Origin of the sequence: Polaromonas sp., assembly GCF_029945895.1 — a bacterium.
GTDB lineage: Bacteria > Pseudomonadota > Gammaproteobacteria > Burkholderiales > Burkholderiaceae_C > Polaromonas.
This window is the reverse complement of the sequence record NZ_JAQSDL010000053.1, coordinates 1-23,886: the sequence shown is the minus strand read 5'-3', so window position 1 is coordinate 23,886 and position 23,886 is coordinate 1. Positions and strand designations below refer to the sequence as shown.

Below are 23,886 nucleotides of genomic sequence, written 5' to 3'. Positions count from 1 at the left end.
TCTCGCGTTCGGCTTATGGCTTGGGGGCGGCCGGCAGCACCGGATAGGTGTGGTTCAGCGCCAGCAGGTACCTGACCAGGTCCAGCGCCTCGGGCGTCGGCACCACCACCTGTCCGACGTTGGGGCCATAGGCCGGCGGCAGCGACAGTGTCGGCTCGCCTTCTTTCTCGGCTTCCTTCGCGTCCTTGACGGTGAACAGGAAAGGGTAGGCCGGCATGATGGAGCCCGGCACATAGGCGCGGGGCTGGTAGAGGTGTCCCAGATGCCAGTCCTTGCTCGGCTGGCGTGCAGCGATGTTGAACAGGTCCGGCCCTGTGCGCATGCTGCCCAGCAGATGTGGCTTGTCGTAGATGTAATCAGCGGGCACCGACGCGCGCCCCCAGCCGCGCTCGAAGTCGGGACCGAATTTTCGGTCGCGCGGCTGCTGGCTGTGGCAGTACACGCAGCCATTGGCAATATAGACGGCGCGGCCACGCAACTCGGCGCTGGTGTAAGGCTTGAGGCCGGGTGGCGGCTGGATGTCGCGCACCTCCATGTAGGGCATCACGACCAGCGCCGCAGTGGCGACCGCCAGCGCCACCATGGCACCTGAAACCAGCTTGATTTCATTGTCCATGGACCAGCTCCTGTTTGTTGTTCTGCCAGAAAAGCGCCGCGCCGGTGCGCGTCGGACCGAACCGCAGCGCCATCGCCATGAAATGGCCGACAAAGACAATATGGCCCAGTACCATCAGGCTGCCGCCTATGGAGCGCCATTTCAGGTAAGGCAGGGTCACCGCGACAGAATCCATGAAGGGGCGGGTCGCGTCCAGCATGACCAGACCCTGCAGCCAGCCGCCGTAAGTTAAGCCGATAAAGTAGATGGCGATGCCGATGGAGGACAGCCAGAAGTGCAGGGGGATGAGCCTGGGATAAGGCCATTCCCAGTTCAGCACGCGCGGCATCATGAAATAGATCGCGCCGAACAGCACCATGGTGACGAAAGCGTAGGCACCCAGATGCGCATGTGCCACCGTGAAGTGAGTGAAGTGGGTGACCTGGTTGACGCTGCGCAGTGCTTCAAGCGAACCTTGTATGGATGATGCAAAGTACATCAGGCCGCCAAACATCATGAAGCGTAGCGTCGGCGAGTAACGCGCCAGATGCATGCGACCCTTGAGGGTGCCGCCCATGTTGATGCTGAAGGCCACCACGGGGATCACCATCATCACGCTCTGCACAATCGACAGCGTTGTGAGCCAGCCCGGTACCGGACCGCCAATCAGGTGGTGGCCCCCGACCTGGCCGTAGAAAAATGCCAGTGTCCAGAAACCCAGGATGGACAGGTTGTACGAGCGTACGGGCCGGCCAATAATTTTGGGCAAAAAGTAGTAAATGGCGCCCACACTGACCGGTGTGAACCACAGGCCCAGCACGTTATGTCCGTACCACCAGTTGGTCGTGGCCTGCTGCACACCGGTATGTACACCGGGAAGCTTGCCCACCAGGAAGAGCAGGGCGATCCACAGCAGTGCCGCGACCATGTACCAGACGCTGACATACAGATGCTCGACCTTGCGGTTTACCAGCGTGAAGAGAACCGGCAATATCACCAGCGCAAAGCCGACAAAGATGAGGATGGCGATCTGCCATGGGATCTCGAGGTATTCCATGCCGTCGGTCCAGCCCGCCGAGATGGCGCCTATGGCGGCGGCGATGCCCATGTTGATGAGCGAGCCGCCCAGCATGGCCCAGATCGCTCCGTGCAGGCGGGTACGCAACAGCCGCGGCAACAACCACAGCATCATGCCCAGGGCGGCATTGGTGATCCAGCCATAAAGCACGGCAGTCAGGTGCACCGTGCGGAGCCGGCCAAATGTCAGCCAGGCCTGCTCGGTCAGCCAGTCGGGCTGGTGCAGCTTGATGGAAGACGTCAGACCGGCGATGGAGCCCAGCAGCAGCCAGAAGCAGGCGAAGGCAATGAACATGAAGACCGGAAAGGCGCTGGACTGGTCGGACGCGATGCGATCCTGCAGTTCGGCAGCGTCCGGAACAGCATGCGGGACATCTTCGCCCTTTTTTACCTGTTGCTGCATGGATGCCTGGGCAGCGCCAGCGAGTGCCGGATCATCGACCTTGCCGATTTCGCCACGTGCAAATATGACCGAAGCAGCGGCCGGATTTTCAACCAGCAGCCCCTTGCGCGAGGACCAGATAAAAACAAACAGGCCGATGATGGACAGCAGAAATGCGCCCAGCAGGCTCAGAATCGTGCTGTCCATCATGCGGCTCCACTTCTGTAGGCGCCCGATCTGCGGGTCTGGCTTGCGCTTCCTGCGCAAGCCAGACCGGTGTTGGGGGCTGGTAGGGTAATTTTCATCATGATTCCTTTGCGGGCGAGGCTGCTGGTTCTGCTGTTCTGAAGATTCTGCTGTCGGGATGCGGCCGAAGCATCATGGGATAAAAGCGCCAGACATACAAGTCGAAAAACCTGTCAATGCCCGCGCGGACCGCTGAAGCAGCAACAGGGCACGGCGGTCCGTCGACTGGGCGCACAGCCGAAGGACGACGGCAGGCAGCATCAGCGCCCGCGAGACAGGCATGCGAAAAAAACGTACGAAGCCGGCCTGCCAGGCGGATGCAGCTGGCGGCAGGTGAGCCGGTTCGTCAATGATGAGCAAGGGACTCACAGGTTTTCCCGTGCCGGTGTGTTTGCATCATGGCTCATCTGGTAGCCGTACCAAAGACTCTGGGCGATGCGTGTTGCCAGGTCGTTAGCGCGCTCTGCCATGGCCCGGTTGGGCAGGCCGTCCGTGGTTTTCCGGAACAGCGTGAGCCAGTGCCGGAACAGCGCCGCGCTGAGTCCGGGCAGGGCGGCATGTTTGGGCATGGGTGCGCCGCGAAAGCGGGCAGTTCCGCGCAGGGCAGAAGACCAGAAATCCACCATTTTTGGCAGGTGCTCATCCCAATTCGTCACATGACGCTGGAATATCGGGCCCAGCAAGTTGTCCTTGCGGACGTTCTCGTAGAACGTGTGCACCAGTTCCGAGACTTCATCATCGGTGCAGAGATCGGCTGCGGGCATGCGAAAAATCCTTGATGGTCGGCTGTCGGTCGACGGGCGCAGGAGAGGCAGGTTGTTTGAAGATCTATTGTATATAAATCTTATGGAGGCCGGGTATGCCCTTGCAGGGCGTCTGCGCTTTTATTTGCCGTGGAAGCCGCGAGTTTGGGCCCCATTCGACTAACCATCAATAAAATAACGAGACCACCTGGTATTCACTCAATGCATATAAAAGACATCGACCTGAACCTGCTGCGCCTGTTTGACGCGGTCTACCGCACGCGCAACGTGAGCCGCGCGGCAGAGCTGATGGACCTGACGCAGCCGGCCGCCAGCCAGGGCCTGACGCGGCTGCGGCTCTTGATCAAGGACCCGTTGTTTGTGCGTGCCGGCGGTGGCGTGCAGCCCACGCCCAAGGCCGACCGCCTGGCCGACGCGGTGCGCAGCGCGCTGGCGACGCTGGAGCAGGCGCTCAATGAGTCGGCGCTGTTTGAACCGCTGCTGTCGCACAAGGTGTTTCGCATTCACATGAGCGACATTGGCGAAGGCCGCTTCCTGCCAGAGCTGATGGCGGCGCTGCGCGAACTGGCACCGGGGGTGCGCATTGAGACCTCGCCCCGCCCCAGCAACGAGATCGCCCCGGCGCTGGACAATGGGCGCATCGACTTTGCCTTTGGCTTCTTGCCGGCGGTCAAGGACACGCAGCGCGTGCAACTGCTCAAGGACCGCTACATCGTGCTGCTGCGCGAAGGCCACCCTTTCGCCCGGCGCCAGCGCAGCGGGCAGGCGCTGCTCGATGCCCTGCAGCAGCTGGAGTTTGTGGCGGTGCGTACCCACTCCGACACCTTGCGCATCCTGCAGATGCTGCAGCTCGAAGAGCGCCTGCGGCTCACGACCGAACACTTCATGGTGCTGCCGTCCATCGTCAGGGCCACTGATCTGGCGGTCGTGATGCCGCGCAACATCGCCAATATCTTCGCAGCGGGCGGCGGCTACACCATCATTGAGCCGCCGTTTCCGCTGCGCGACTTCACCGTGTCCCTGCACTGGAGCAAACGTTTTGAAGCCGACCCCGGCAACCGCTGGCTGCGTGGCGTGATTGAGGACCTGTTCCGTGAAAAGACCTAAGTGCTCTTTCCGGCCACTTCGCGCCAGAAGCTTTCAGCCGCCGGCGGCAGCGCAACACTGCTGCGGAACAGCCGGATGTCGAGCTCAATCGCCCACTCGGCCCCGCCTGCGGCAACCAGGCGTCCCGTGGCCAGTTCCTCGCCGATCAGGCTCAGTGGCAACCAGGCCACGCCGCGGCCGTCCAGCGCCATGGTCTTGAGTACCGAGGCCAGGTGTGCGGTGAACACCGGCCCGTTGCGGGATGTCTCCAGCGTGTCGCTGTGCAGGGCGCGCACGATGCGGCCCAGCCCGGACTCACTGCTGTACGCGAGGACGGGAGCGCGTTTTCCGCTGGCCGACAGCAGATGCCTGGGCTTGCCGCTTTTGCCGGGGCTGGAGACCGGCACCAGGGTGTCGCCGCCCACGCTCACCGAGCGGTGACTCGCCGCGTCGAGCCGGCCCGGCACCTGCGCATGCCAGTGGCACAGCAAAAACTGCACGCGTCCCTGCAGCATCAGGGCCTCGCACTGCTGCATCACGTCGGAGACGAGTTGTATCGGGCCCATTGGCGAACCGGCCTCCAGCCCGCGCAGCCAGGCCGGCAGAAAGGTGAAGGACAGCGCATGGGTGGATGCAAACCGCAGGGTGGCCGAACTGGCATCGGCCACCGCGCGCGCCTCGTCGGGCACGCGGTCCACACGCGCAAGCAGTTCCAGCGCCACCGACTGGAACCATTGCCCGGTCTCGGTCAGCGTGACGGGGTGCGTCGTGCGATCGAACAGCGGCACGCCCAGCCACTCTTCCAGCGCTCGCACGCGGCGGCTGAAGGCCGGCTGCGTCATGTGGCGCTCACTGGCAGCGCGCGAGAAATTGCCAGAGCTGGCCAGCGCCAGGAAGTCCTCCAGCCAGGTCAGGTTCATGGGCGGTGCTTTGCGGGCATGAAAGAAGAAAAATCCGGCATTGGACGCCGGGGCGGCAGCCGCCGATGATAGCGCCATCCCTCAGCAACATGCAGGACAGAACCCATGAAGATCACCGACATCCGTGAAGTCACCCAGCCCATCAAGTCCGACATTCGCAACGCCTACATCGACTTTTCAAAGATGACCTTGAGCCTGGTGGCGGTGGTCACCGACGTGATCCGGGACGGCAAGCCCGTCATCGGCTACGGCTTCAACTCCAACGGCCGCTACGGCCAGGGCGGCCTGATCCGCGAGCGATTTGCGCCGCGCATCCTCGAAGCCGCGCCGGACAGCCTGCTCGACGCCAGCGGCAGCAACCTCGACGCGCACAAGGTGTGGGCGGCGATGATGACCAACGAGAAGCCCGGCGGCCACGGCGAGCGCTCGGTGGCTGTCGGCACCATCGACATGGCGGTCTGGGACGCGGTCGCCAAGATTGAGGGCAAGCCGCTGTACCAGCTGCTGGCCGAACGCTACGGCACCGGCACACCGAACCGCAAGGTGTTCGTTTACGCCGCCGGCGGATACTACTACCCCGGCAAGGACGACGCCAAGCTGATGGCTGAAATGCGCAGCTATCTGGACCGCGGCTACTCGGTGGTCAAGATGAAAATAGGCGGCGCGTCGCTGGCCGACGACTGCCGGCGCATCGAGGCGGTGCTGGGCATGCTGGCGCCGGGTCAGCAACTGGCGGTTGATGCCAATGGCCGTTTCGACCTGAAGACCGCCGTGGAATACGCCAAGGCGCTGTCACAGTACAGCCTGTTCTGGTACGAGGAAGCCGGTGATCCGCTGGACTACGCCTTGCAGGCCGAACTTGCCAAGCACTACGACAAGCCCATGGCCACCGGCGAAAATTTGTTTTCGATGCAGGACGCGCGCAACCTGATCCGTTACGGCGGCATGCGCCCGGACCGCGACTGGCTGCAGTTCGACTGCGCCCTCAGCTACGGCCTGGTCGAATACCTGCGCACACTGGACATGCTGAAAGAACACGGCTGGTCATCCACACGCTGCATTCCGCACGGCGGCCACCAGATGTCCCTGGCTATTGCCGCCGGCCTGGGCCTGGGCGGCAACGAGTCTTACCCCGACCTGTTCCAGCCCTACGGCGGTTTCCCCGACGGGGTGAAGGTGATGGACGGTTACGTCACGCTGCCTGAGCTGCCGGGCATCGGCTTCGAGGGCAAGGCGGATTTGTATGCGCAGATGAAGGCGCTGGCGAGTTGAGCTTCGACAGCCTGAATGCGGTGTTGAAGGCGGCGGGCTGCACCTTTGATGACGTGGTGGACGTGACCGTTTTCATCGTGGACCCCGAGGTGGCCATGGAAACGATTTGGAAAGTCCTGCCCGAGTACTGGGGCGATGCGCCGCATCCAACTTTGACGGGGGCGGGGGGTGACCTGGCTGTATCGGTTTCAGCTTGAGATCAAGGTGGTTGCGAGGATTCCTTAAAGCAGTCATGGCTGACCCGAGACTGCCGGAGAAAGTTTGTGGAGCTCTGCAGGCTTTAATACGGGAACTTGGCGGCGTTGGCCGCGTTCCGGACCTGATTCATTCGTGCGTCCAGTGAGTTCGAAGGTAGCGGCATGGGGCTGGTACTTGTCAAGCAGGTCATTAACCGGCATAACGGGCGCGTTTGGGCCGAAGCAGTGCCGGGTGAAGGGGCTACGTTCTTCTTCACCCTTCCGCTTCATTCGCAGCTTGTGCTACCCCCCCCGGTGTCAGGCGCTGCCACGGCCCTGATTGCCAAATCGGCCTTCAGCCCTTGCTGGATAAGCGCAAGAAGCTCTCAAATTGATAGTAAATTCGTCGAGGCAGCGGGCGCCAGACTACACATCGCTTCGCCGTTCGACGATGCGTGACACCAGGCCATAAACCACTGCCTGCTCGGCAGACAGCCAGCGATCACGCTCGATGTCCATCATCACGGTCTCCAGCGATTGTCCGGTCTCCCTGGCGATCATCCGGGCGATGCGCTCGCGGGCCTTGATGATCTCCTGGGCCTGGATGGAAATGTCTGTGGCGGGCCCGCCCGCGCCGCCGCTGGGTTGATGGATCAGAAAACGGGTTTGCGGCAGGCAAAACCGCCGCTCTTTGGGCGCGGCCAGGTAGAGATGCGTGGCCGCGCTACCGACCCAGCCGGTGCCGATCATGTTCACCGGCGCTGAAATAAAGCGAACCACATCATGGATCGCGTCGCCGGACTCCAGGTGTCCGCCCGGTGATGAGACCAGCATCTGGACAGGGTCGGACGATTCGGCGTCGAGCGCCAGCAGCCGGCGGACCGTATCTGCTGCGCTGACGTCGGTGATGGCGCCAAAGACAAGCACGGTGCGTGAGCGAAAGGCTTTCTCCTCCATGAAGGTATTGCGCAGGTCGGTGGTGGCGGATGCTGGGTTTTCGGTGTTCATTGGAAGGGCTCCTGTGATAGATTCAAATGCAATACGAACGAGCACGCAAAAACGTGACACGCGCCTCCATGATCCCCACGCCTCTCCATCCACTGGCATCCGACACCGCCCTGCGTCGCCGTCTCACGGCGCTGGCCCGACGCTGGCTGGGGCAGGGCAGTGACGCGGAAGATATGGTGCAGGAGGCCTATCTGCGGACGGCGCTGGGTGGGTTGCCCGGCAGTGACGCCGGACAACAAGCCTGGCTGACCACCGTGGTGCATCACCTCTGCATCGATGCCATTCGAAGGCAGGCACGGTATGAGGCCGTACTCTCCCAAGTGGCAGATGACACGCAGGACGTTGCCTCGCCAGAACGCTTGACCGAACAGGACCAGCAGGTGCTGAAAGCCTTGTGGCTTCTGGTGCAGCGTCTTGCGCCTGAAGATGTTGCTGCTGTGCTGCTCTACGAGGTGTTCGAACTGGGGCATGCCGAACTGGGCGAGATCTCCGGGCGGAGCGAGGCCGCTTCACGCCAACACATGCACCGCGTGCTGCGCAGGCTGAAGTTCGAGGCGGGCGAAACCGATCATCAGGCCAAAGAGCAGCTCGACGCAGAAGACGATGCGTTGTTGGCACTGTGCCGGCTTGCCATGGTTGAGCGCAACGCGGACGGACTCATTGCCCTGCTGCAGGCCGCCCGTCCCATGGCGCTAGCTGCCGCCGTCGCGTGCGCCCCTGGAACCCCTGGCGACGGGGCAGGAGAGGGCGGGACATGCACACGCCTGATGCTGGTTCAGGGCCGACTGGCCCTCGCGGTGTGCCTTGGCGGCGTGCTTCTGTGCGTTCTCCCGCTGGGCTGCACGCCGGTCGCGGAATACGCCTGAAACGCACGCGCTGCAGCCTGCATTACGGTGGCATCAGCTGGCCGTGATCACAAGCCGGATCTGGACAAAGTTACAAGAAAAATCGGCCTCTAGCCCTTGTCGGACATGCGCAATCAGCTATGAATTTAATAGCGATGCAGGCCGCCGCGCTGTGCGGCATGGATGGCGGGTCAGGCCCGCAATGACAGGTTGGAGAGGGCGCGCAGCACGTTCTCCGCCGTGGCCGGTGCAACCATCACCACAGGCTCATCCCCTGCTTTCACCGCCCCCACCGCCTCCCGCAGCGCCTCATACACACTGATCGCCAGCATGAAGGGCGGCTCGCCGACGGCTTTGCTGCCGCCTACGTTGTCTTCGCGGTTCGCTTCGGGCCACAGGTCGATCTTGAAGTGTTCGGGGATGTCGCCGGTGGCAGGGATCTTGTAGGTGCTGGGGGCATGGGTCGTGAGCAAACCCTTGTCGTTCCACACCAGTTGCTCGGTCGTGAGCCAGCCCATGCCCTGAACAAAACCGCCTTCGATCTGGCCGATGTCGAGGGCCGGGTTGATGGAGGTGCCCACGTCGTGGAGGATGTCGACCTTGAGCACGCGGCTTTCGCCGGTCAGGGTGTCGATGGCCACTTCGCTGCAGGCGGCGCCGTAGCTGAAGTAATAAAAAGGCCGGCCGGTCAGGGTGGTCTTGTCGTAGTGAATCTTCGGTGTACGGTAAAAGCCGTCGCTCCAGAGCTGGATGCGGTTGGCATAGGCGGCTTTCACCACCTCGTCAAAGCTGCGCGTCGCCTTGGGCGAGATCACCTGGCCGCCCTGGAAGCGCACTGCACCTGCGCCGCAACCATCCATGCCCGCTGCAAAGGCGGCCAGGTTGTCGCGCACATTGCGGGCGGCGTACTGGGCGGCGCGGCCGTTCAGGTCGGTGCCGCTGCTGGCGGCGGTGGCAGACGCATTGGGCACCTTGCTGGTGTCGGCGGCCGTGCAGCGCACACGCTCGAAGGGCACGCCCAGTTCGTCGGCCACGATCTGCGCCACCTTGGTGTTCAGGCCCTGGCCCATCTCGGTGCCGCCGTGGTTCACCTGCACGCTGCCGTCGGTGTACACATGCACCAGCGCGCCGGCCTGGTTGAAGAAGGTGGCGGTGAAGCTGATGCCGAACTTGACCGGCGTGATGGCAATGCCGCGCTTGATGACCGGGCTGTCGGCGTTCCATGCCGAAATGGCCTCGCGCCGTCGCCGGTAATCAGAAGTTTGCTCCAGTTTCGATAGCAGTGGCGCGAGGATGTTGTCCTCGACCTTCATCTGGTAATGGGTGGTGTTGCGTTCCGGAGGCGGCGCGGTCGCGCTGCCGGCCGTCATGTCGTCGCCGTACAGGTTGCGCATGCGCACGTCAAAGGGGTCCAGACCGAGCTTGCGCGCGATGTCGCCAAGGATGCTTTCGATCACGATCACGCCTTGCGGGCCGCCGAAGCCGCGGAAGGCGGTGTGGCTTTGGGTGTTCGTCTTGCAGCGGTGCGAAACAATTTCGACATCGCTCAGAAAGTAGGCGTTGTCGGCGTGGAAGATGGCGCGGTCGGCCACCGGGCCGGACAGGTCGGCCGAGAAGCCGCAGTCGGCCAGCATGGTGAGCTGCAGCGCGGTCAGCAGGCCGGTGTTGTCATACCCGGCGCTGTAGTCGTAGGCAAAGGGGTGGCGCTTGCCCGTGACCATGAAGTCGTCGTCGCGGTCCAGCCGCAGCTTGACCGGGCATTTGAACTTGCGCGCCGCCAGCGTGGCCCACACGGCCAGGTGGCCGGCCTGCGTCTCCTTGCCGCCAAAGCCGCCGCCCATGCGCCGGCATTCAACGGTGACAGCGTTGTTCTCAATGCCCAGCGCATGCGCCACCCAGTGCTGGATCTCGCCGGGGTGCTGGGTGCTGGAATAAATCCACCACTGGTCCTGCTCCAGCGGCAGCGCGTAGGCGACCTGGCCTTCCAGATAGAAGTGTTCCTGCCCGCCGACTTCGAGCTGACCGGTGAGTGTGTGTACTGACTTTGTGAGCGCGGCTTCGGGCTCACCGCGGCGCACCACCACCTTGGGCAGCACATAACTTTGCGCGGCGTGGGCGGCGCGCGGGCCGAGCAGGGCGGGCAGCGCCTCGATGTCTTGCTTGACCAGGCGGGCGGCGCGGCGTGCCTGCATCACGGTCTCGGCCACGACCAGGCCGATCACCTGGCCGATGTGCTGCACGGTGTCGATGGCGAAGATGGGCTCATCACCGACAAAGGTGGCCAGCATCTTGTCGCCGGGGATGTCGCCCGCAAGTACCACGCCGCGCACGCCGGGCAGGGCCAGTGCCGCGCCGGCATCCACGCCGAGCAGGCGGCCGTGTGCGACGGTCGAAAGAATCGGCGCGGCATGCAGCGTGCCGCGGACCTCGGGAATGTCGTCAATATAGGTAGCGCTGCCGGCCACCTGGGCGCGCGCGCTTTCATGCGGGCGCGACACACCCATGGCCGGGCCGGACGTGGCGGGCGCGTGCGGGGATTGGGTGGCGGGCGCGATGTTGCGTTCGCCGGCATCGGCCGCGCCGCCGGGGCCACCGCCCGTGGCGGCTGTGAAGTCGCTGCCGTCTTTTGCTGCGGCTGTGAATTTGGCGTCGCGTTTGTTCATGCCTGTGCCTCCTCGAGCCGGAAGCTTTCCAGGTTGATCTGCTGCAGACCCTGGCTTTCCAGCCAGAAGCGCTGCAGCAAATTGCCCAGCACCTCACTGCGGTAGCTGGCGGAGGCGCGCATGTCGCTCAGGGGCGTGAACTCGCCGCGCAATACGCCCATGGCACCCCGCACGGTGGCCTGCGTCCACGCCTTGCCGCGCAGGAAGGCTTCGGTCTGGACGGCGCGGGCGGGTGTGGCGGCCACGCCGCCGGCGCCTATGCTGATGCTGGAGACTTTGCCGCCTTCGAGCTGCAGGTTGATGACCAAACAGACGGCGGAGATGTCATCGTCGTAGCGCTTGCTGATCTTGTAGGCTTTCAGCACGTCATTCGCGTCCGGCAAGGGCACCTTGATCCACGCCAGCACCTCGTCGGGCGCCATCACGTTTTGGCGGTAGCCGGTGTAGAGCGCTTCCAGCGGCATTTCACGGTGGCCCCGGGTGCTCATCAGCACGACATTTGCGCCCAGCGCAATCAGCAGCGGCATGGAGTCGCCAATCGGCGAGCCGTTGGCCACGTTGCCGCCCAAGGTGCCGGCGTTGCGCACCGGCAGGCCGGCAAAGCGGTTGGCAAAGGTCTGCAGCTGCGGCCGGTCGGCCACCAGTGCGGCAAACGCTTCGCTGAGGGTGACCGCCGCGCCTATGGCGATGTGATGCGGGTAACGCTCAATGCGGCGCAGCTCTTCGACCCGCGTCACGTCGAGCACCTGGCTGAACGCCTTGTGCATCTTGGTCACCCACAGGCCGACGTCGGTGCAGCCGGCGACCAGCTGCGCGCCCGGGTGCGCGGCACGGGCGGCAAGCAGATCTGCCAGCGTACGCGGAGAGTTATAAACCAAATTGGCCTCCAGCCCTTTAGGGGCGGGCGCAAGCAGCTTCAGTTTTGATAGCAATTCGGCCTCGTCCACCTGCACGGCAGGCAGCGACGCCATCTGCTGCGCAGCGTCGAAAATCGGCCGGTAGCCGGTACAGCGGCACAGGTTGCCGGACAGCTCCTGCTGCGCCAGCTCGCGGGTGATGGGTTTTCCGCAGGCAACATGGTTTTGGTACATGCCGAACAGGCTCATCACGAAGCCGGGGGTGCAGAAACCGCATTGGCTGCCATGACAATTGACCATAGCCTCCTGCGCCGGGTGCAGACCTGCTGCGCGAACGGGGGGCGTTGTTGCACGGTGCTCGAAATCCTCATGGACCTTCGTGTCCATTCCGGTTTCTGCGCGCCGTGCGCCTAGCCCGCCGCCCGCGCGCGACGGTTTGATCAGCGGATCGGTGGTCAGGTCCTCGACAGTCCACAAGGCCTGGCCGTCGATGGAGTGGGCCAGCTTGATGCAGCTATTGACGGCCTTGTAGCGGATCTTGCCGCCCTCGGCCTCGCCGAGCACCACCGTGCAGGCGCCGCAGTCGCCTTCGCCGCAGCCTTCCTTGGTGCCGGTACACCCCAGGTCCTCGCGCAACACCTCCAGCAGCGTGCGGCTGGGTGGTACATTGGCGAGCGCGACAACCTCGCCCCCCCGGATGAACTGAATGGTTTTAAGAGGCGATTGAATGTCCATATTTACTAGGGTAAACCCAATCGCGCGATGCGGGTATACCGATCGCCATATCAAGCCGATGTACAAAAAGGTATGAAAGACCAGGCCTTATTCGACAAGATAGACCTCCATCTCATAAGGGTCTTGAATACCGTGCTGACCGAACGCAGCGTTTCGCGCGCCGCCATCCGCCTGGGAATGTACCAACCCGCCGTCAGCGCCGCGCTCAAGCGCCTGCGCGAGCTGGCGGGTGATCCGTTGCTGGTGCGTTCGGGCGCCGGCATGGTGCCCACCGACGCCGGCCTGCGCATGATCGACCCGTCGGCGCGCATTCTCCGGGCGGCCGAGGTGCTGTTCAGCGACGCACGCGGCTTCGATGCGGCCACCGCCACCAGCACCTTCAGCCTGGCCTGCAGCGACTACATGGACCCGCTGTTTTTGCCGCAGCTCGTGGCGCAGATCAAGAACACGGCGCCGCTGTGCCATGTGGACATTCATCCACTGTCGGGCGCGTCGGACTACCGCACGCTGCTGGCGCAGGGCGAGGTCGACATCGTGGTCGGCAACTGGCCCGCGCCGCCGGACGACCTGCACATGGCACGCCTGTTCGGTGACGAGGTGGTCTGCCTGGTGGCCAAAGACCACCCGGCGGTACGCCGCGGCTGGGACAGCGCCAGCTGGCTGGCCGCCGAACACGTGGCGCCCACGCCCACCCACCCCGGCGCCAAGGGCGTGATTGACGAACACCTGGACAAGCTGGGCCTGCAGCGCAACATCACGGTGCGCTGCCCGCACTTCGGCCTGATTCCCGCCATGGTGGCCTCCAGCCTGCTGGTGCTGACCACCGGGCGCCAGTACTGCGAGCGTTACACCGGCACGTTGCCGCTGAAGATCCTGCCCTGCCCGGTAGACTTCCCCCGCATGATGTATTACCAGCTCTGGCATGAGCGCACCCATGCGTCGGCGTCGGCCAAATGGCTGCGTGACCGCGTCAAGGCGGTGGCTGCGTCGCTACGAAAAGAATAGCTGCTTGCGCATGATGCACAAGGGCTAGAGCCACAAAACATATATAAAAACCACGAGACAATGTCCGCTTCCACTGTTCCTTCCGACCTGACCGCTGGCCCGCCTTTTGCTGGCGCGCCGCGCCTGCGGCTGACCGGCATCACCAAGGCCTACCCGGCGGTGGTCGCCAACAGCGATGTCTCGCTGACGGTGTTGCCGGGCGAAATCCACGCGGTGCTCGGTGAAAACGGCGCCGGCAAGTCAACGCTGATGAAAATCATCTACGGCGCGGTCAAGCCCGACGCCGGCCGGGTCGAGGTCGATGGCCGCCCCGTGGTGATCCGCAACCCGCAGGAGGCACGCGCGCTGGGCATCGCCATGGTGTTCCAGCATTTCAGCCTGTTCGACACGCTGACCGTGGCCGAAAACGTCTGGCTCGGCCTGGGCAAAAGCCTCAGCCTGGCCGAGGTGTCGCGCCGCATCATCGCCACCACGCAGGAGTACGGCCTGCAGCTCGAACCCACGCGCCCGGTGCACACGCTGGGTGTGGGCGAGCGCCAGCGCGTGGAAATTGTCCGTTCACTGCTGACCAACCCGAAACTCCTGATTCTTGACGAGCCGACCTCGGTGTTGACGCCGCAGGCGGTCGAAAACCTGTTTGTCACCCTGCGCCAGCTGGCCGCACGGGGCTGCAGCATCCTGTACATCAGCCACAAGCTGCACGAGATCCGCGCGCTGTGCACGGCCTGCACGGTGCTGCGCGGCGGCAAGGTCACCGGCGTCTGTGATCCGCGCGAGGAGTCCAATGCTTCGCTGAGCCGCCTGATGATTGGCGCCGAGCCGCCGGCACTGGAACACCGTGAGCAGCCCGCTGGCGCCGTGGTGCTGCAGGTGCGCGACCTGAGCCTGGAGCGGGACGACCAGTTCGGTGTGGACCTGCAGCACGTGGCGCTGACGGTGCGCGCCGGCGAGGTCGTCGGCATTGCCGGCGTCTCGGGCAACGGCCAGAAGGAGCTGCTGTATGCGCTGTCGGGTGAAGACATCCGCGCGGCAGGCGACAGCATCCAGGTGGCAGGGCAGGGCGTGGGCCGTCTCGGCCCCATGCAGCGCCGTGCGCTGGGCCTGCATTTCCTGCCGGAAGAGCGGCTGGGGCGCGGCGCCGTGCCGACGCTGAGCCTGGCGCACAACCTGCTGCTCACGCGCAGTGATGCGGTGGGCCGGGGCGGCTGGCTCAAGCTCGGTGCCCTGCAGGCGCAGGCGGCGGGCATCATCAAACGCTACCAGGTCAAGGCAGGCGGCCCCAACGCGGCGGCGCAGTCGCTGTCGGGCGGCAACCTGCAGAAGTTTCTGGTCGGCCGCGAGATCGAGGCCCAACCCACACTGCTGATTGTTTCGCAGCCGACCTGGGGTGTGGACGTGGGCGCCTCGGCCCAGATACGCGGCGAGCTCCTCAAGCTGCGCGACAACGGCTGTGCGGTGCTGGTGGTCAGTGAGGAACTCGAGGAGCTGTTCGATATCTGTGACCGCCTCTACGTGATGGCCAAGGGACAGATCTCGCCGGCCCTGCCGCGTGCCGGTGCGACGGTGGAACTGGTCGGGCAGTGGATGAGTGGACTGTGGAACGACCATGCCGTGGAGGGCGCCCATGCTCAAGCTTGAAGCCCGGCCGCAGCCCTCGACATGGTGGAGCCTCGGCTCGCCGCTGCTGGCACTGCTGATCACGGTGGTGATCGGTGTGCTGCTGTTTGCGGCGCTGGGCAAGGACCCCGTGCGCGGCCTGCAGATCTTTTTCTGGGAACCGATCAAGACGCTGAATGCGCTGAGCGAGCTGATGGTCAAGGCGACACCGCTGCTGATCATCGCGCTGGGGCTGGCGGTGTGTTTTCGCTCCAACGTCTGGAACATCGGCGCCGAAGGCCAGTTTGTCATCGGCGCGGTGGCGGCCGGCGGTGTGGCGCTGCTGGCCGACAAAACCACCGGCCCGTGGATCGTCCCGGCCATCATTGCTGCCGGTGTGCTGGGTGGCATGGCGTGGGCCGGCATCACGGCGCTGCTGCGTGACCGCTTCAACGCCAACGAAATCCTGGTCAGCCTGATGCTGGTCTACGTGGCCGACATGGTGCTGAGCTATCTGGTGTTCGGCCCCTGGAAAGACCCGCAGGGCTACAACTTTCCGCAGACCAAAACCTTTGAGGCGGTCACGCAGATCCCGCGCCTGATGGCCGGCTCGCGCGTGAGCATCGGCATTCTGCTGGGTCTGGCCGGTGCCGTGGTCCTGTGGCTCTTCCTGTTTCGTACCCAGGCCGGTTTTGCCCAGCAGGTCGGTGGCCTGGCACCCGCCGCAGCGCGTTATGCCGGCTTTTCGTCGCGCAAGGCCTTGTGGGTGGCGCTGCTGACTTCCGGCGGGGCGGCCGGGCTGGCCGGTGCGCTGGAGGTGGCCGGACCGATTGGCCAGCTCACGCCTTATGTGCCGGCGGGTTATGGCTTTGCCGCCATCATCGTGGCCTTTGTCGGTCGCCTGCACCCGGCCGGCATGGTGTTTTCCGCCATCCTGATGAGCATGTTCTACATCGGCGGCGAACTGGCCCAGTCGCGCCTGGGCCTGCCCAAGTCGCTGACTGGGGTGTTCCAGGGCCTGCTGCTGTTCAGTCTGCTGGCCTGCGACACGCTGATCGCTTACCGCCTGCGCTGGACGGGCCGCGTCAAACCCGTCATGAAAGGCGCCCGCTGATGGATTCCTACGCCTTGCTGCTGGCGGCCACCCTGAGCGCCGGCACCGTACTGGCGATTGCTTCGCTGGGTCTCCTGATCAATGAAAAAGCCGGCATTGTCAACCTCGGCGCCGAGGGCATGATGCTGTGCGCCGCGATTGCAGGCTTTGCGGCCGTGGTGCACAGCGGCAACATCTGGCTCGGTTTTGCCGCCGGCATGGCGGCCGGGGCCCTGATGGCCGCCATCTTCGGTGTGCTGGTGATCTGGCTGAACACCAACCAGTACGCGACCGGGCTCGCGCTGAGCCTGTTTGGTGCAGGTTTTTCGGCCTTTGCCGGCATCAAGTACGTGCAGGAAAAGCTCCCCGAGCAGGGCCAGTACGCCTTGCCCTGGCTCGGTGACCTGCCTTTTGTCGGGCCGGCCCTGTTTCGCCAGCACCCCATGGTTTACCTGGCCATGGCGCTGACGGTCGGGTTGATCTGGTTTTTGTACCGCACCCGCGCCGGTCTGGTGCTGCGTTCGGTCGGCGAAAGCCCGGAGTCGGCGCACGCGCTCGGTTACCCGGTGCGGCGCATCCGTCTGGCGGCCGTGGTGGCCGGTGGCGCCCTGTGCGGCCTGGCCGGTGCCTATGTCTCGGTGGTCTACACCCCGTTGTGGGTCGAAGGCATGATTGCCGGCAAGGGCTGGATTGCGCTGGCCCTGACCACCTTTGCCACCTGGCGCCCGGCACGGGTGTTGCTTGGTGCTTATCTGTTCGGTGGCGTGACCATGCTGCAGTTTCACCTGCAGGGGCTGGGCGTGGATGTGCCGCCCCAGTTCCTGACCATGCTGCCCTACCTGGCGACCATCGTGGTGCTGGTACTGATCTCGCGCAACCCGCGCTGGATCAGGCTGAACATGCCGACATCGATCGGAAAGCCTTTCTACCCCGGTTCATAATCGAATTTTTTCGCCAATTGTTTAACCCTTGCTACAGGAGACGAGATGACTGACCTACAAAAACGTTCATTGCTCAAGCTGGCTGCCCTTTCGGCAGTTGCTTCCGCCGCCCTTATTGGGTGCGGCAAGAAGGAAGAGCCCGCACCTGCACCGGCCCCCGCGCCTGTGGCAGCACCGGCTCCGGCCAAGGTGGAGCCCTTGAAGATTGCCTTTGCCTATGTCGGCCCGGTTGGCGACGGTGGCTGGACCTTTGCGCACGACAACGGCCGCAAGGCGATCGAGAAGGAATTTGGCGACAAGGTGGTCACCAGCTTCGTCGAAAAGGTCCCCGAGTCGGCCGATGCCGAGCGCGTGATCCGCGACATGGCCAGCCAGGGCAACAAGCTGATCTTCGGCACCACCTTCGGCTACATGGAACCCATGCTCAAGGTAGCGGCCGACTTCAAGGACGTGAAGTTCGAACACGCCACTGGCTACAAGACCGCCGACAACCTGCGCACCTATGACAGCCGCACCTACGAAGGTGCCTACATGGCCGGCGTGATCGCAGGCAAGATGAGCAAGACCGGTACGCTGGGTGTGGTCGGCTCGGTGCCGATCCCCGAGGTGGTGCGCAACATCAACAGCTTCACGCTGGGCGCGCAGTCGGTCAACCCCAAGGTCAAGACCAAGGTGGTCTGGGTCAACGAGTGGTTCAATCCGCCAAAAGAAACCGAAGCTGCCACCGCGCTGATCAACGGCGGCGCCGACGTGCTGTTCCAGAACACCGACTCGTCGGCCGTGTTGCAGACCGCCGAGAAGATGAACAAGCGCGCCTTTGGCTGGGATTCGGACATGACCGCCTACGGCCCCAAAGCCCACCTCGGTTCGGCCGTGATCAACTGGGGCCCTTACTACGTCAAGGCCGTCAGGGAAGCGCTTGAAGGCAAGTGGGCGACCGGACAGGCCTGGTGGGGCGTCAAGGAAGGTGCGATTGACATGGTGTCGATTGCCGCCGATGTGCCTGATGACACCAAGAAACGCATCGACGAGATCAAGGCCGGCCTCAAGGATGGCAGCTTCTCCATCTGGAAAGGCCCGATCATGGACAACACCGGCAAGGAACTGATCGCCAAGGACGTGGTTGCCGACGACAAGTTCCTCGGTGGCCTGAAAACCTATGTCAAGGGCGTGGAAGGCAAAGTCCCGGGCAACTGATGACATTGGCTGCACGGTGCCGCGGCGTGAGGCCGTTGCCCGTGCAGTGGTAGTGCCCAAGCCGCCTGCGGGCGGCTTTTTTCGTTTTTGGAGCAGACATGAATTCCGTGCGACCCGTATCCCCCGACAGACTGCCTGAGCTGCTGCGCGCCATGCCCAAGGCCGAGCTGCACATCCATATTGAAGGTTCGCTCGAACCCGAGCTGATTTTTGCGCTGGCCAAGCGCAACGGCATGGCGCTGCCTTATGCGAACGTGGAGAAGTTGCGCGAGGCCTATGCCTTCACCAACCTTCAGAGTTTCCTGGACATCTATTACGCTGGCGCCAGCGTGCTGATCACCGAGCAGGATTTCTACGACATGACGCGGGCCTACCTGGAGCGGGCCGCGCAGGACAACGTGATTCACGCCGAAATATTTTTCGATCCGCAGACCCACACCGCGCGCGGTGTCAGCATGGAGACTGTCATCAAGGGCCTGCACCGCGCCTGTGTCGATGCACAGGCCGAGCTCGGCATCAGCGCTGCGCTGATCCTCTGTTTCCTGCGCCACCTCAGCGAGGAAGAGGCTTTCGAGACGCTTGAGCAGGCCCTGCCCTGGCGTGACCTGATCATCGGCGTGGGGCTGGACTCGGGCGAGGTCGGCAACCCGCCCGAGAAGTTCGCGCGTGTGTTTGCACGCTGCCGCGAACTCGGGCTGCATCTGGTGGCGCATGCGGGCGAGGAGGGCCCCCCGGCCTACATCTGGACGGCCCTCGACCTGCTCAAGGTCGAGCGTATCGACCATGGCGTGCAGTCGGCCAAGGACCCCGCTCTGATGCAGCGGCTGGCCAAAGACCGCATCGCGCTGACGGTGTGCCCCCTGTCCAACCTCAAGCTGTGTGTGTTTCCGGACCTGGCCCGGCACAACCTGCGCCAGTTGCTGGATGCCGGGCTGGCCGCGACCGTCAACTCCGACGACCCGGCCTATTTTGGCGGCTACATGAACGACAACTTCACACAGACCTTTGCGGCCACCGGCATGGATGCGCAGCACGCCTGGACGCTGGCGCGCAACAGTTTCGAAGCCAGCTTTGCCAACGCGGCGACCAGACGCGGCCACATGGAGCGGCTCACAGCGTGTTTCGAGACTTTTCGCTAAAGGGATCTGGCGCCGGGTGCCAGATGCGGGCCCGGCGGTTTTACAGCAGCGAGAGTTCCGGCCCCTTGGGTTCCGGGGGAAGGCCCAGCACGGTCCTGACGACAAGCATCAGGGCATCGGCTTCGAAGGGTTTGGTGACATAGCCATCGGCACCGCCGGCCAGGCCCTTGAGCACGGCCTCGCGTGTGGCCTTGCCGGTCAGCATGATGACCGGCACGTCTTTCAGCGCGGGATGCTGGCGCAGCCTGAGCAGGATGTCAAAGCCGTCGGCGTCGGGCAGCATCACGTCCAGAAGAATCAGGTCCGGCGCGGGCTGCTTGCGGAACTCGGCCACCACTTCCGCACGGTTGCTCGCCAGCCGCACGTGAAAGCCTTCGAAAGACAGGTAGCTCTGGATGAATTTGGCGAGCATGGGCTCATCGTCCACCACGATGGCGGACAAGGTTTCACCGGGTTGCCGCGGGCGAGCCGGTCCGCGGGGTCGCGCGATCCTGACGTAGTAGCCGGCTTTTTTGAGGGATGCAGCGCCGGAGTCGGCTTCTGATTCGGCCTGGGTCACCGCGAAGTCAGTCATCCGGGCGGTGAACTGCTCGGTGAAGGGGTCGACCTCTGCCAGCGTGACCAGTCCCTTGTCCCGCAACTGCATGAACGCTGCAGTGAACATGCCCGGCGCATCCGTCGTCATGCCCGTCCTGAGCTGGCTGAGGTTCTGCGATCCGTCGACCCTGATCAGCAGTTCCATTTCCGCCGGGTTCAGGGTGGTGGCACCGCCGCGCAGTTCCTCCTGGCCCCGGGGGGTGAGCGTGTAAATGTCGTTGTCATGCATGGTTGCTGGCTTCCTTTGGACAAGTGGCCTCCGCGGCCCTTCGGCGAGAGCCTGGTTTTTAAGGTGATTATCCTCGGTTGGTCACCGGTCGGGCTGATCCGGTGTGCTAATGTGGGGACCGGACAAACTGCCGCATTGCGGCGGGATTCATCCTACTGCCAGAGCCGCGCCCATGAAACGCCTGATCACCGTCCTTTCTCTGATGTGCCTGAGTGCCGGCGCTGCCGCGCAATGGACGCCGGTCATGATTGATCCGGTGGTTGTCACCTACATCGACCGCACCACCCTGCGCGGCAAGGGGCGCATGGTGAGGATGTGGTGGCTGATGGATTACCAGCTGGTGCAGATCACCGACGAAAAGGGCTATTTCTCGCGCCTGCACCACAGTGAATTCGACTGCAAGGACCAGCGCATGCGACTGCTCTCGGTGGCCCTGCTGTCCGAGCCCATGGGCCATGGGCATACTGTTTTCGAGGACGTGTTGCCGCGTCAATGGGAAGCCGTGCAGGAGGGCTCCTTCCAGGACGCGTTGTGGGACATTGCCTGCGTGGCTTATTGACCCCCGCGGTCGCTCACTGCGTGTAGCTCCCTGCCCCCCGAGGGGGCCGCTGCGCCTGCGGCCCGGCGAAGCCGGTTCCGCGGCCCCGGCTTGACTGAAGTTCTGTGGCTTCTTCCCCCCTTGCTGAGGGGACGGCCTGACCCGTTAAAATAGCTCTTCACCCGCATGCTGTCCCGGCGCGCTGGTGTTTTTTGTTTTCCGGGGCCATGTAGAGGACCACCATGTATAAAAACCTCGCTGCCGCGCTCGCGGCCGCCTGTTTTATTTCACCCGTTTTTTCCCAACCCGCGGCCCCCGCCAGGGAGCCTTTGAAGATCGGCTTTGTGTATGTCGCACCCATCACCGACGCCGGTTGGGTGCGCCAGCATGACGAGGCCCGCAAGGCGGTCGAAGCGGCGCTGGGCGACCGGGTCAAAACCACCTATGTTGAAAACGTGCCCGAAGGCGCCGATGCCGAACGCGTGATCCGCGACCTGGCCAGTCAGGGCCACCGACTCATCTTCACGCCCAGTTTCGGCTACATGGAGCCGACGCTGAAGGTGGCGAAGGACTTCCCGGACGTGAAGTTCGAGTCCATCACCGGCTACAAGACCGCGCCCAACGTGGCGGTGGCCAACGCGCGTTATTACGAGGGTCGCTACCTGGCCGGCATCGCCGCCGGCCGTCTCGCGTCCAGCGCCGGTTATGTCGCGGGTTTTGCCATTCCCGAGGTGATCCAGGGCATCAACGCCTTCACGCTGGGCATGCGTTCGGTCAATCCGCAGGCGAGCGTCAAGGTGGTCTGGCTGGGCGCCTGGTTTGATCCGCCGCGCGAACGCGAAGCGGCGATGACGCTGTTCAACCAGGGTGTGGAAGTGATCGCCTTCCATACCGGCTCTACCGCGGTGATGAGCGCCGCGCAGGAACGTGGCAAGCTGGCCATTGCCTACCATTCGGACATGCGCAAGGTGGCGCCCGACGCGCAGGTTCTGGCAGTCACGCACCAGTGGGGCGACTACTACACCCGCCGTGCGCGGGCGGTGCTGGACGGCAGCTGGAAAAGCGGCGCGGTGTGGGGCGGCGTGAAGGACGGCATGATCCGCGTCGACAGTTTTGGCCCCAAGGTGCCGAAAAAGGTGGTTGACGAAGTGCTGGCGCGGCAGAAGGACATCGCGTCCGGCAGGGTGCACCCATTCCGCGCGCGCGGGGCGCTGCGGGACAACGAGGGCCGCGAAGTGCTTGCCCCCGGCCAGACGCTGACGGACGAGCAGATTCAGGGCATGAACTTTCTGGTGCAGGGCGTGCAGGGCAAGCTGGCCAAATAAACCTTATGCGGGTCGGCATATCGCCGGCACTGGTGGCTGGGTTAAGCTTTCAGGAATGAAAGCCTGGCGCGCCTCCCTTCTTTACTTTCCCGAGCCGGCGCAGGCTGTGCTGGAAACCGACGGCCTGCTGGTGGTCGGACCGGACGCCGGTGGGCGGCAGGTCGTGCACGCCGTGGGCAGCTACAGTGCACTGGCGCCGCGTTTTCCCGGCATTGACGTCACCCACCTGCCGGGCCGCATCATCGCGCCGGGTTTTGTGGACATGCACATTCATTACCCGCAGCTTGACGTGATCGGTTCGCCCGCCGAAGGCCTGCTGCCGTGGCTGGAAAATTACACTTTTCCGCATGAAAGCCGTTTTTCGGATGTTGCGCACAACAGCGAAGCGGCTGCTTTTTTTGTGGACGAACTGCTGCGCCACGGCGTCACCACGGCGCTGGCCTTTGCCACCTCGCATCCCGAGTCGGTGGATGCCCTGCTCGGCGAGGCGCAGCGCCGCAGCCTGCGATTGATTGCCGGCAAGGTGTTGATGGACCAGAACGCGCCCGATGGCGTGCGCGATGCCACCGAACAAAGCCTGATTGACACCGAGACGCTGATCACGCGCTGGCACGGCGTGGACCGACTCGGTTACGCAATCACGCCGCGTTTTGTGCCCAGCTGCAGCGAGGCGCAGCTGCGCGGCGCCGGCGAGCTGGCCGCGCGTTTTGCCGACGTGTGGATCCAGTCGCATGTGGCGGAGAACAGGGACGAGGTCGCCTGGGTGCGCGAGCTCTATCCGCAGGCGCGCAGCTACCTCAGCGTGTATGAACAGTTCGGCCTGCTGCGACCGCGAGCCGTGTATGCCCACTGCATTCACATCGACGACGAAGACCGCGCGCTGATGCGCGGCACCGGCACGGCCGCGGCCGTCAGCCCGACCAGCAACCTGTTCCTGGGCAGTGGTTTTTTCGACTACGCTGCCGCCGACCGGACGGGTTTTCTGTACGGGCTGGCCAGCGACGTCGGTGGTGGCACCAGCTTCAGCCCCTTTCACACCATGCTGGCCGCCTATTACGTGGGCCGGGAAGGGCAGACCAAGACGGGCGTGTCGCTCAAACCGCAGCAACTGTGGTGGCAGCACACCGCGGGCGCAGCCCGGGCGCTGGGTCTGGAAGGTGTGGTGGGCAACCTGCTGCCAGGCTGCGAGGCCGACTTCGTGGTCCTCAACCCGCAGGCAACAAAGCTGCTGGCGCGCAAGACAGCGCAGGCCGGCAGCCTGGACGAGCTGCTGTTTGCGCTGATCGTGCTGGGCGACGACCGCGTGATCGAGCGCACCGTGATTTCGCAGGATGCCAGCGCCGCCTAGCCGGGTCGTGAAAAATTTGCAGTGGAACAGGCCGCCAGCCCTTTCCCCGCGGGCGCAAGCTGCTATTAAATAAATAGCATGTTCGGCGGCAGCCTGACCCTGCCACAGCTTGCCTACAATCGGTGGCAAAGCGAGGAACCTTCCGAATGAGCATCAAAAGCGACAAATGGATACGCCGCATGGCGGAAACGACCGGGATGATCGAACCCTTCGAGCCGGGCCAGATCCGCGAAAGCGAAGGCCGGAAGATCA

At 64.1% G+C, this 23,886-nt stretch carries 21 protein-coding genes and 2 pseudogenes; 15 read left to right on the top strand and 8 right to left on the bottom strand.

The annotated features are described in order from the left end of the window. Nucleotides 1-13: 13 nt before the first annotated feature. From PSV33_RS07275 to PSV33_RS07265, 3 genes are all read right to left on the bottom strand, one after another. Entirely contained in the window at nt 14-616 is a 603-nt protein-coding gene (locus tag PSV33_RS07275; protein WP_300560223.1) for a cbb3-type cytochrome c oxidase subunit II, read from the bottom strand. Next, on the bottom strand, nt 606-2,261 hold the full coding sequence (locus PSV33_RS07270; protein WP_300560221.1) for a cbb3-type cytochrome c oxidase subunit I: 1,656 nt from the start codon (nt 2,259-2,261) through the stop codon (nt 606-608). Before PSV33_RS07270 ends, PSV33_RS07275 begins: the two co-directional genes overlap by 11 nt. 404 nt (nt 2,262-2,665) lie before the next feature. Further along, nucleotides 2,666-3,064: a group III truncated hemoglobin gene (locus tag PSV33_RS07265; protein WP_300560220.1), complete on the bottom strand. Its 399-nt coding sequence runs from the start codon at nt 3,062-3,064 to the stop codon at nt 2,666-2,668. A gap of 201 nt (nt 3,065-3,265) precedes the next feature. On the opposite strand from PSV33_RS07265, the gene PSV33_RS07260 reads away from it, so the two are divergent. Further along, the gene (locus PSV33_RS07260) at nt 3,266-4,171 is read left to right on the top strand and encodes a LysR family transcriptional regulator (protein WP_300560218.1); all 906 of its coding nucleotides are present in this window, start codon (nt 3,266-3,268) and stop codon (nt 4,169-4,171) included. On the opposite strand, the gene PSV33_RS07255 is transcribed toward PSV33_RS07260, so the two are convergent. After that, nucleotides 4,168-5,070 (bottom strand): LysR family transcriptional regulator, encoded by a 903-nt coding sequence (locus tag PSV33_RS07255; protein ID WP_300560216.1) that lies wholly within the window; start codon nt 5,068-5,070, stop codon nt 4,168-4,170. The genes PSV33_RS07260 and PSV33_RS07255 overlap by 4 nt on opposite strands. Nucleotides 5,071-5,175: 105 nt before the next feature. Between PSV33_RS07255 and PSV33_RS07250 the strand changes: the two genes are divergently transcribed. The 3 genes and pseudogenes from PSV33_RS07250 to PSV33_RS07240 all read left to right on the top strand — a co-directional run bounded on the left by PSV33_RS07250 (nt 5,176) and on the right by PSV33_RS07240 (nt 6,977). After that, nucleotides 5,176-6,342, top strand: a complete 1,167-nt coding sequence (locus tag PSV33_RS07250) for a mandelate racemase/muconate lactonizing enzyme family protein (protein ID WP_300560214.1) — start codon at nt 5,176-5,178, stop codon at nt 6,340-6,342. Next, nucleotides 6,339-6,567: pseudogene (locus tag PSV33_RS07245) on the top strand (Rid family hydrolase); the annotation flags it as partial. The gene PSV33_RS07250 and the pseudogene PSV33_RS07245, both read left to right, overlap by 4 nt. A gap of 101 nt (nt 6,568-6,668) precedes the next feature. Then, nucleotides 6,669-6,977 carry an ATP-binding protein gene (locus PSV33_RS07240; RefSeq protein ID WP_300560238.1) on the top strand — a complete coding sequence of 103 codons (309 nt, stop codon included), beginning with the start codon at nt 6,669-6,671 and terminating at the stop codon, nt 6,975-6,977. On the opposite strand, the gene PSV33_RS07235 is transcribed toward PSV33_RS07240, so the two are convergent. Further along, on the bottom strand, nt 6,945-7,526 hold the full coding sequence (locus tag PSV33_RS07235; RefSeq protein WP_300560212.1) for an ATP-dependent Clp protease proteolytic subunit: 582 nt from the start codon (nt 7,524-7,526) through the stop codon (nt 6,945-6,947). The genes PSV33_RS07240 and PSV33_RS07235 overlap by 33 nt on opposite strands. Nucleotides 7,527-7,552: 26 nt before the next feature. Between PSV33_RS07235 and PSV33_RS07230 the strand changes: the two genes are divergently transcribed. Further along, nucleotides 7,553-8,392 carry a sigma-70 family RNA polymerase sigma factor gene (locus PSV33_RS07230; RefSeq protein ID WP_300560211.1) on the top strand — a complete coding sequence of 280 codons (840 nt, stop codon included), beginning with the start codon at nt 7,553-7,555 and terminating at the stop codon, nt 8,390-8,392. A gap of 170 nt (nt 8,393-8,562) precedes the next feature. Here the strand turns inward: PSV33_RS07230 and xdhB are convergent, their stop codons facing one another. Together xdhB and xdhA are read right to left on the bottom strand one after the other, a co-directional pair. Next, complete coding sequence (xdhB, locus tag PSV33_RS07225) at nt 8,563-10,875, bottom strand: xanthine dehydrogenase molybdopterin binding subunit (RefSeq protein WP_300560237.1); 2,313 nt, start codon at nt 10,873-10,875, stop codon at nt 8,563-8,565. A gap of 155 nt (nt 10,876-11,030) precedes the next feature. After that, nucleotides 11,031-12,626 carry a xanthine dehydrogenase small subunit gene (gene xdhA / locus PSV33_RS07220; protein ID WP_300560210.1) on the bottom strand — a complete coding sequence of 532 codons (1,596 nt, stop codon included), beginning with the start codon at nt 12,624-12,626 and terminating at the stop codon, nt 11,031-11,033. A 72-nt stretch (nt 12,627-12,698) separates the two neighbouring features. On the opposite strand from xdhA, the gene PSV33_RS07215 reads away from it, so the two are divergent. From PSV33_RS07215 to PSV33_RS07190, 6 genes are all read left to right on the top strand, one after another. Beyond that, on the top strand, nt 12,699-13,631 hold the full coding sequence (locus tag PSV33_RS07215) for a LysR family transcriptional regulator (RefSeq protein ID WP_300560209.1): 933 nt from the start codon (nt 12,699-12,701) through the stop codon (nt 13,629-13,631). Between the two features lie 60 nt (nt 13,632-13,691). Then, on the top strand, nt 13,692-15,269 hold the full coding sequence (locus tag PSV33_RS07210) for an ABC transporter ATP-binding protein (RefSeq protein ID WP_300560207.1): 1,578 nt from the start codon (nt 13,692-13,694) through the stop codon (nt 15,267-15,269). Then, on the top strand, nt 15,256-16,341 hold the full coding sequence (locus PSV33_RS07205) for an ABC transporter permease (protein WP_300560205.1): 1,086 nt from the start codon (nt 15,256-15,258) through the stop codon (nt 16,339-16,341). Before PSV33_RS07210 ends, PSV33_RS07205 begins: the two co-directional genes overlap by 14 nt. Further along, entirely contained in the window at nt 16,341-17,261 is a 921-nt protein-coding gene (locus tag PSV33_RS07200) for an ABC transporter permease (RefSeq protein ID WP_300560203.1), read from the top strand. The genes PSV33_RS07205 and PSV33_RS07200 overlap by 1 nt, the downstream gene beginning before the upstream one ends. A gap of 45 nt (nt 17,262-17,306) precedes the next feature. Then, the gene (locus tag PSV33_RS07195; protein WP_300560200.1) at nt 17,307-18,458 is read left to right on the top strand and encodes a BMP family ABC transporter substrate-binding protein; all 1,152 of its coding nucleotides are present in this window, start codon (nt 17,307-17,309) and stop codon (nt 18,456-18,458) included. A 98-nt stretch (nt 18,459-18,556) separates the two neighbouring features. Beyond that, entirely contained in the window at nt 18,557-19,597 is a 1,041-nt protein-coding gene (locus tag PSV33_RS07190) for an adenosine deaminase (protein WP_300560199.1), read from the top strand. A gap of 40 nt (nt 19,598-19,637) precedes the next feature. Here PSV33_RS07190 and PSV33_RS07185 read toward each other — a convergent pair whose 3' ends face one another. Then, complete coding sequence (locus PSV33_RS07185) at nt 19,638-20,423, bottom strand: response regulator (RefSeq protein WP_300560197.1); 786 nt, start codon at nt 20,421-20,423, stop codon at nt 19,638-19,640. Nucleotides 20,424-20,595: 172 nt separating this feature from the next. Between PSV33_RS07185 and PSV33_RS07180 the strand changes: the two genes are divergently transcribed. The 4 genes and pseudogenes from PSV33_RS07180 to dcd form a co-directional block, all read left to right on the top strand. Continuing rightward, entirely contained in the window at nt 20,596-20,982 is a 387-nt protein-coding gene (locus tag PSV33_RS07180) for a surface-adhesin E family protein (RefSeq protein WP_300560196.1), read from the top strand. Between the two features lie 221 nt (nt 20,983-21,203). Then, nucleotides 21,204-22,286: a BMP family ABC transporter substrate-binding protein gene (locus PSV33_RS07175; RefSeq protein ID WP_300560195.1), complete on the top strand. Its 1,083-nt coding sequence runs from the start codon at nt 21,204-21,206 to the stop codon at nt 22,284-22,286. Between the two features lie 55 nt (nt 22,287-22,341). Continuing rightward, on the top strand, nt 22,342-23,634 hold the full coding sequence (gene guaD, locus PSV33_RS07170; RefSeq protein WP_300560194.1) for a guanine deaminase: 1,293 nt from the start codon (nt 22,342-22,344) through the stop codon (nt 23,632-23,634). A 146-nt stretch (nt 23,635-23,780) separates the two neighbouring features. Next, nucleotides 23,781-23,886, top strand: a pseudogene (gene dcd / locus PSV33_RS07165) (dCTP deaminase); the annotation flags it as partial.

Coding starts and splice junctions, on each gene's coding strand:
- PSV33_RS07185 (WP_300560197.1), bottom strand. CDS start 20,423: ATGCATGACAACGACATTTACACGCTCACCCCCCGGGGCCAGGAGGAA.
- PSV33_RS07180 (WP_300560196.1), top strand. CDS start 20,596: ATGAAACGCCTGATCACCGTCCTTTCTCTGATGTGCCTGAGTGCCGGC.
- PSV33_RS07230 (WP_300560211.1), top strand. CDS start 7,553: ATGCAATACGAACGAGCACGCAAAAACGTGACACGCGCCTCCATGATC.
- PSV33_RS07255 (WP_300560216.1), bottom strand. CDS start 5,070: ATGAACCTGACCTGGCTGGAGGACTTCCTGGCGCTGGCCAGCTCTGGC.
- PSV33_RS07190 (WP_300560199.1), top strand. CDS start 18,557: ATGAATTCCGTGCGACCCGTATCCCCCGACAGACTGCCTGAGCTGCTG.
- PSV33_RS07210 (WP_300560207.1), top strand. CDS start 13,692: ATGTCCGCTTCCACTGTTCCTTCCGACCTGACCGCTGGCCCGCCTTTT.
- PSV33_RS07235 (WP_300560212.1), bottom strand. CDS start 7,526: ATGAACACCGAAAACCCAGCATCCGCCACCACCGACCTGCGCAATACC.
- PSV33_RS07270 (WP_300560221.1), bottom strand. CDS start 2,261: ATGGACAGCACGATTCTGAGCCTGCTGGGCGCATTTCTGCTGTCCATC.
- PSV33_RS07265 (WP_300560220.1), bottom strand. CDS start 3,064: ATGCCCGCAGCCGATCTCTGCACCGATGATGAAGTCTCGGAACTGGTG.
- PSV33_RS07250 (WP_300560214.1), top strand. CDS start 5,176: ATGAAGATCACCGACATCCGTGAAGTCACCCAGCCCATCAAGTCCGAC.
- PSV33_RS07275 (WP_300560223.1), bottom strand. CDS start 616: ATGGACAATGAAATCAAGCTGGTTTCAGGTGCCATGGTGGCGCTGGCG.
- guaD (WP_300560194.1), top strand. CDS start 22,342: ATGAAAGCCTGGCGCGCCTCCCTTCTTTACTTTCCCGAGCCGGCGCAG.
- PSV33_RS07205 (WP_300560205.1), top strand. CDS start 15,256: ATGCTCAAGCTTGAAGCCCGGCCGCAGCCCTCGACATGGTGGAGCCTC.
- PSV33_RS07200 (WP_300560203.1), top strand. CDS start 16,341: ATGGATTCCTACGCCTTGCTGCTGGCGGCCACCCTGAGCGCCGGCACC.
- PSV33_RS07175 (WP_300560195.1), top strand. CDS start 21,204: ATGTATAAAAACCTCGCTGCCGCGCTCGCGGCCGCCTGTTTTATTTCA.
- PSV33_RS07195 (WP_300560200.1), top strand. CDS start 17,307: ATGACTGACCTACAAAAACGTTCATTGCTCAAGCTGGCTGCCCTTTCG.
- xdhA (WP_300560210.1), bottom strand. CDS start 12,626: ATGGACATTCAATCGCCTCTTAAAACCATTCAGTTCATCCGGGGGGGC.
- PSV33_RS07260 (WP_300560218.1), top strand. CDS start 3,266: ATGCATATAAAAGACATCGACCTGAACCTGCTGCGCCTGTTTGACGCG.
- PSV33_RS07215 (WP_300560209.1), top strand. CDS start 12,699: ATGAAAGACCAGGCCTTATTCGACAAGATAGACCTCCATCTCATAAGG.
- xdhB (WP_300560237.1), bottom strand. CDS start 10,875: ATGGGTGTGTCGCGCCCGCATGAAAGCGCGCGCGCCCAGGTGGCCGGC.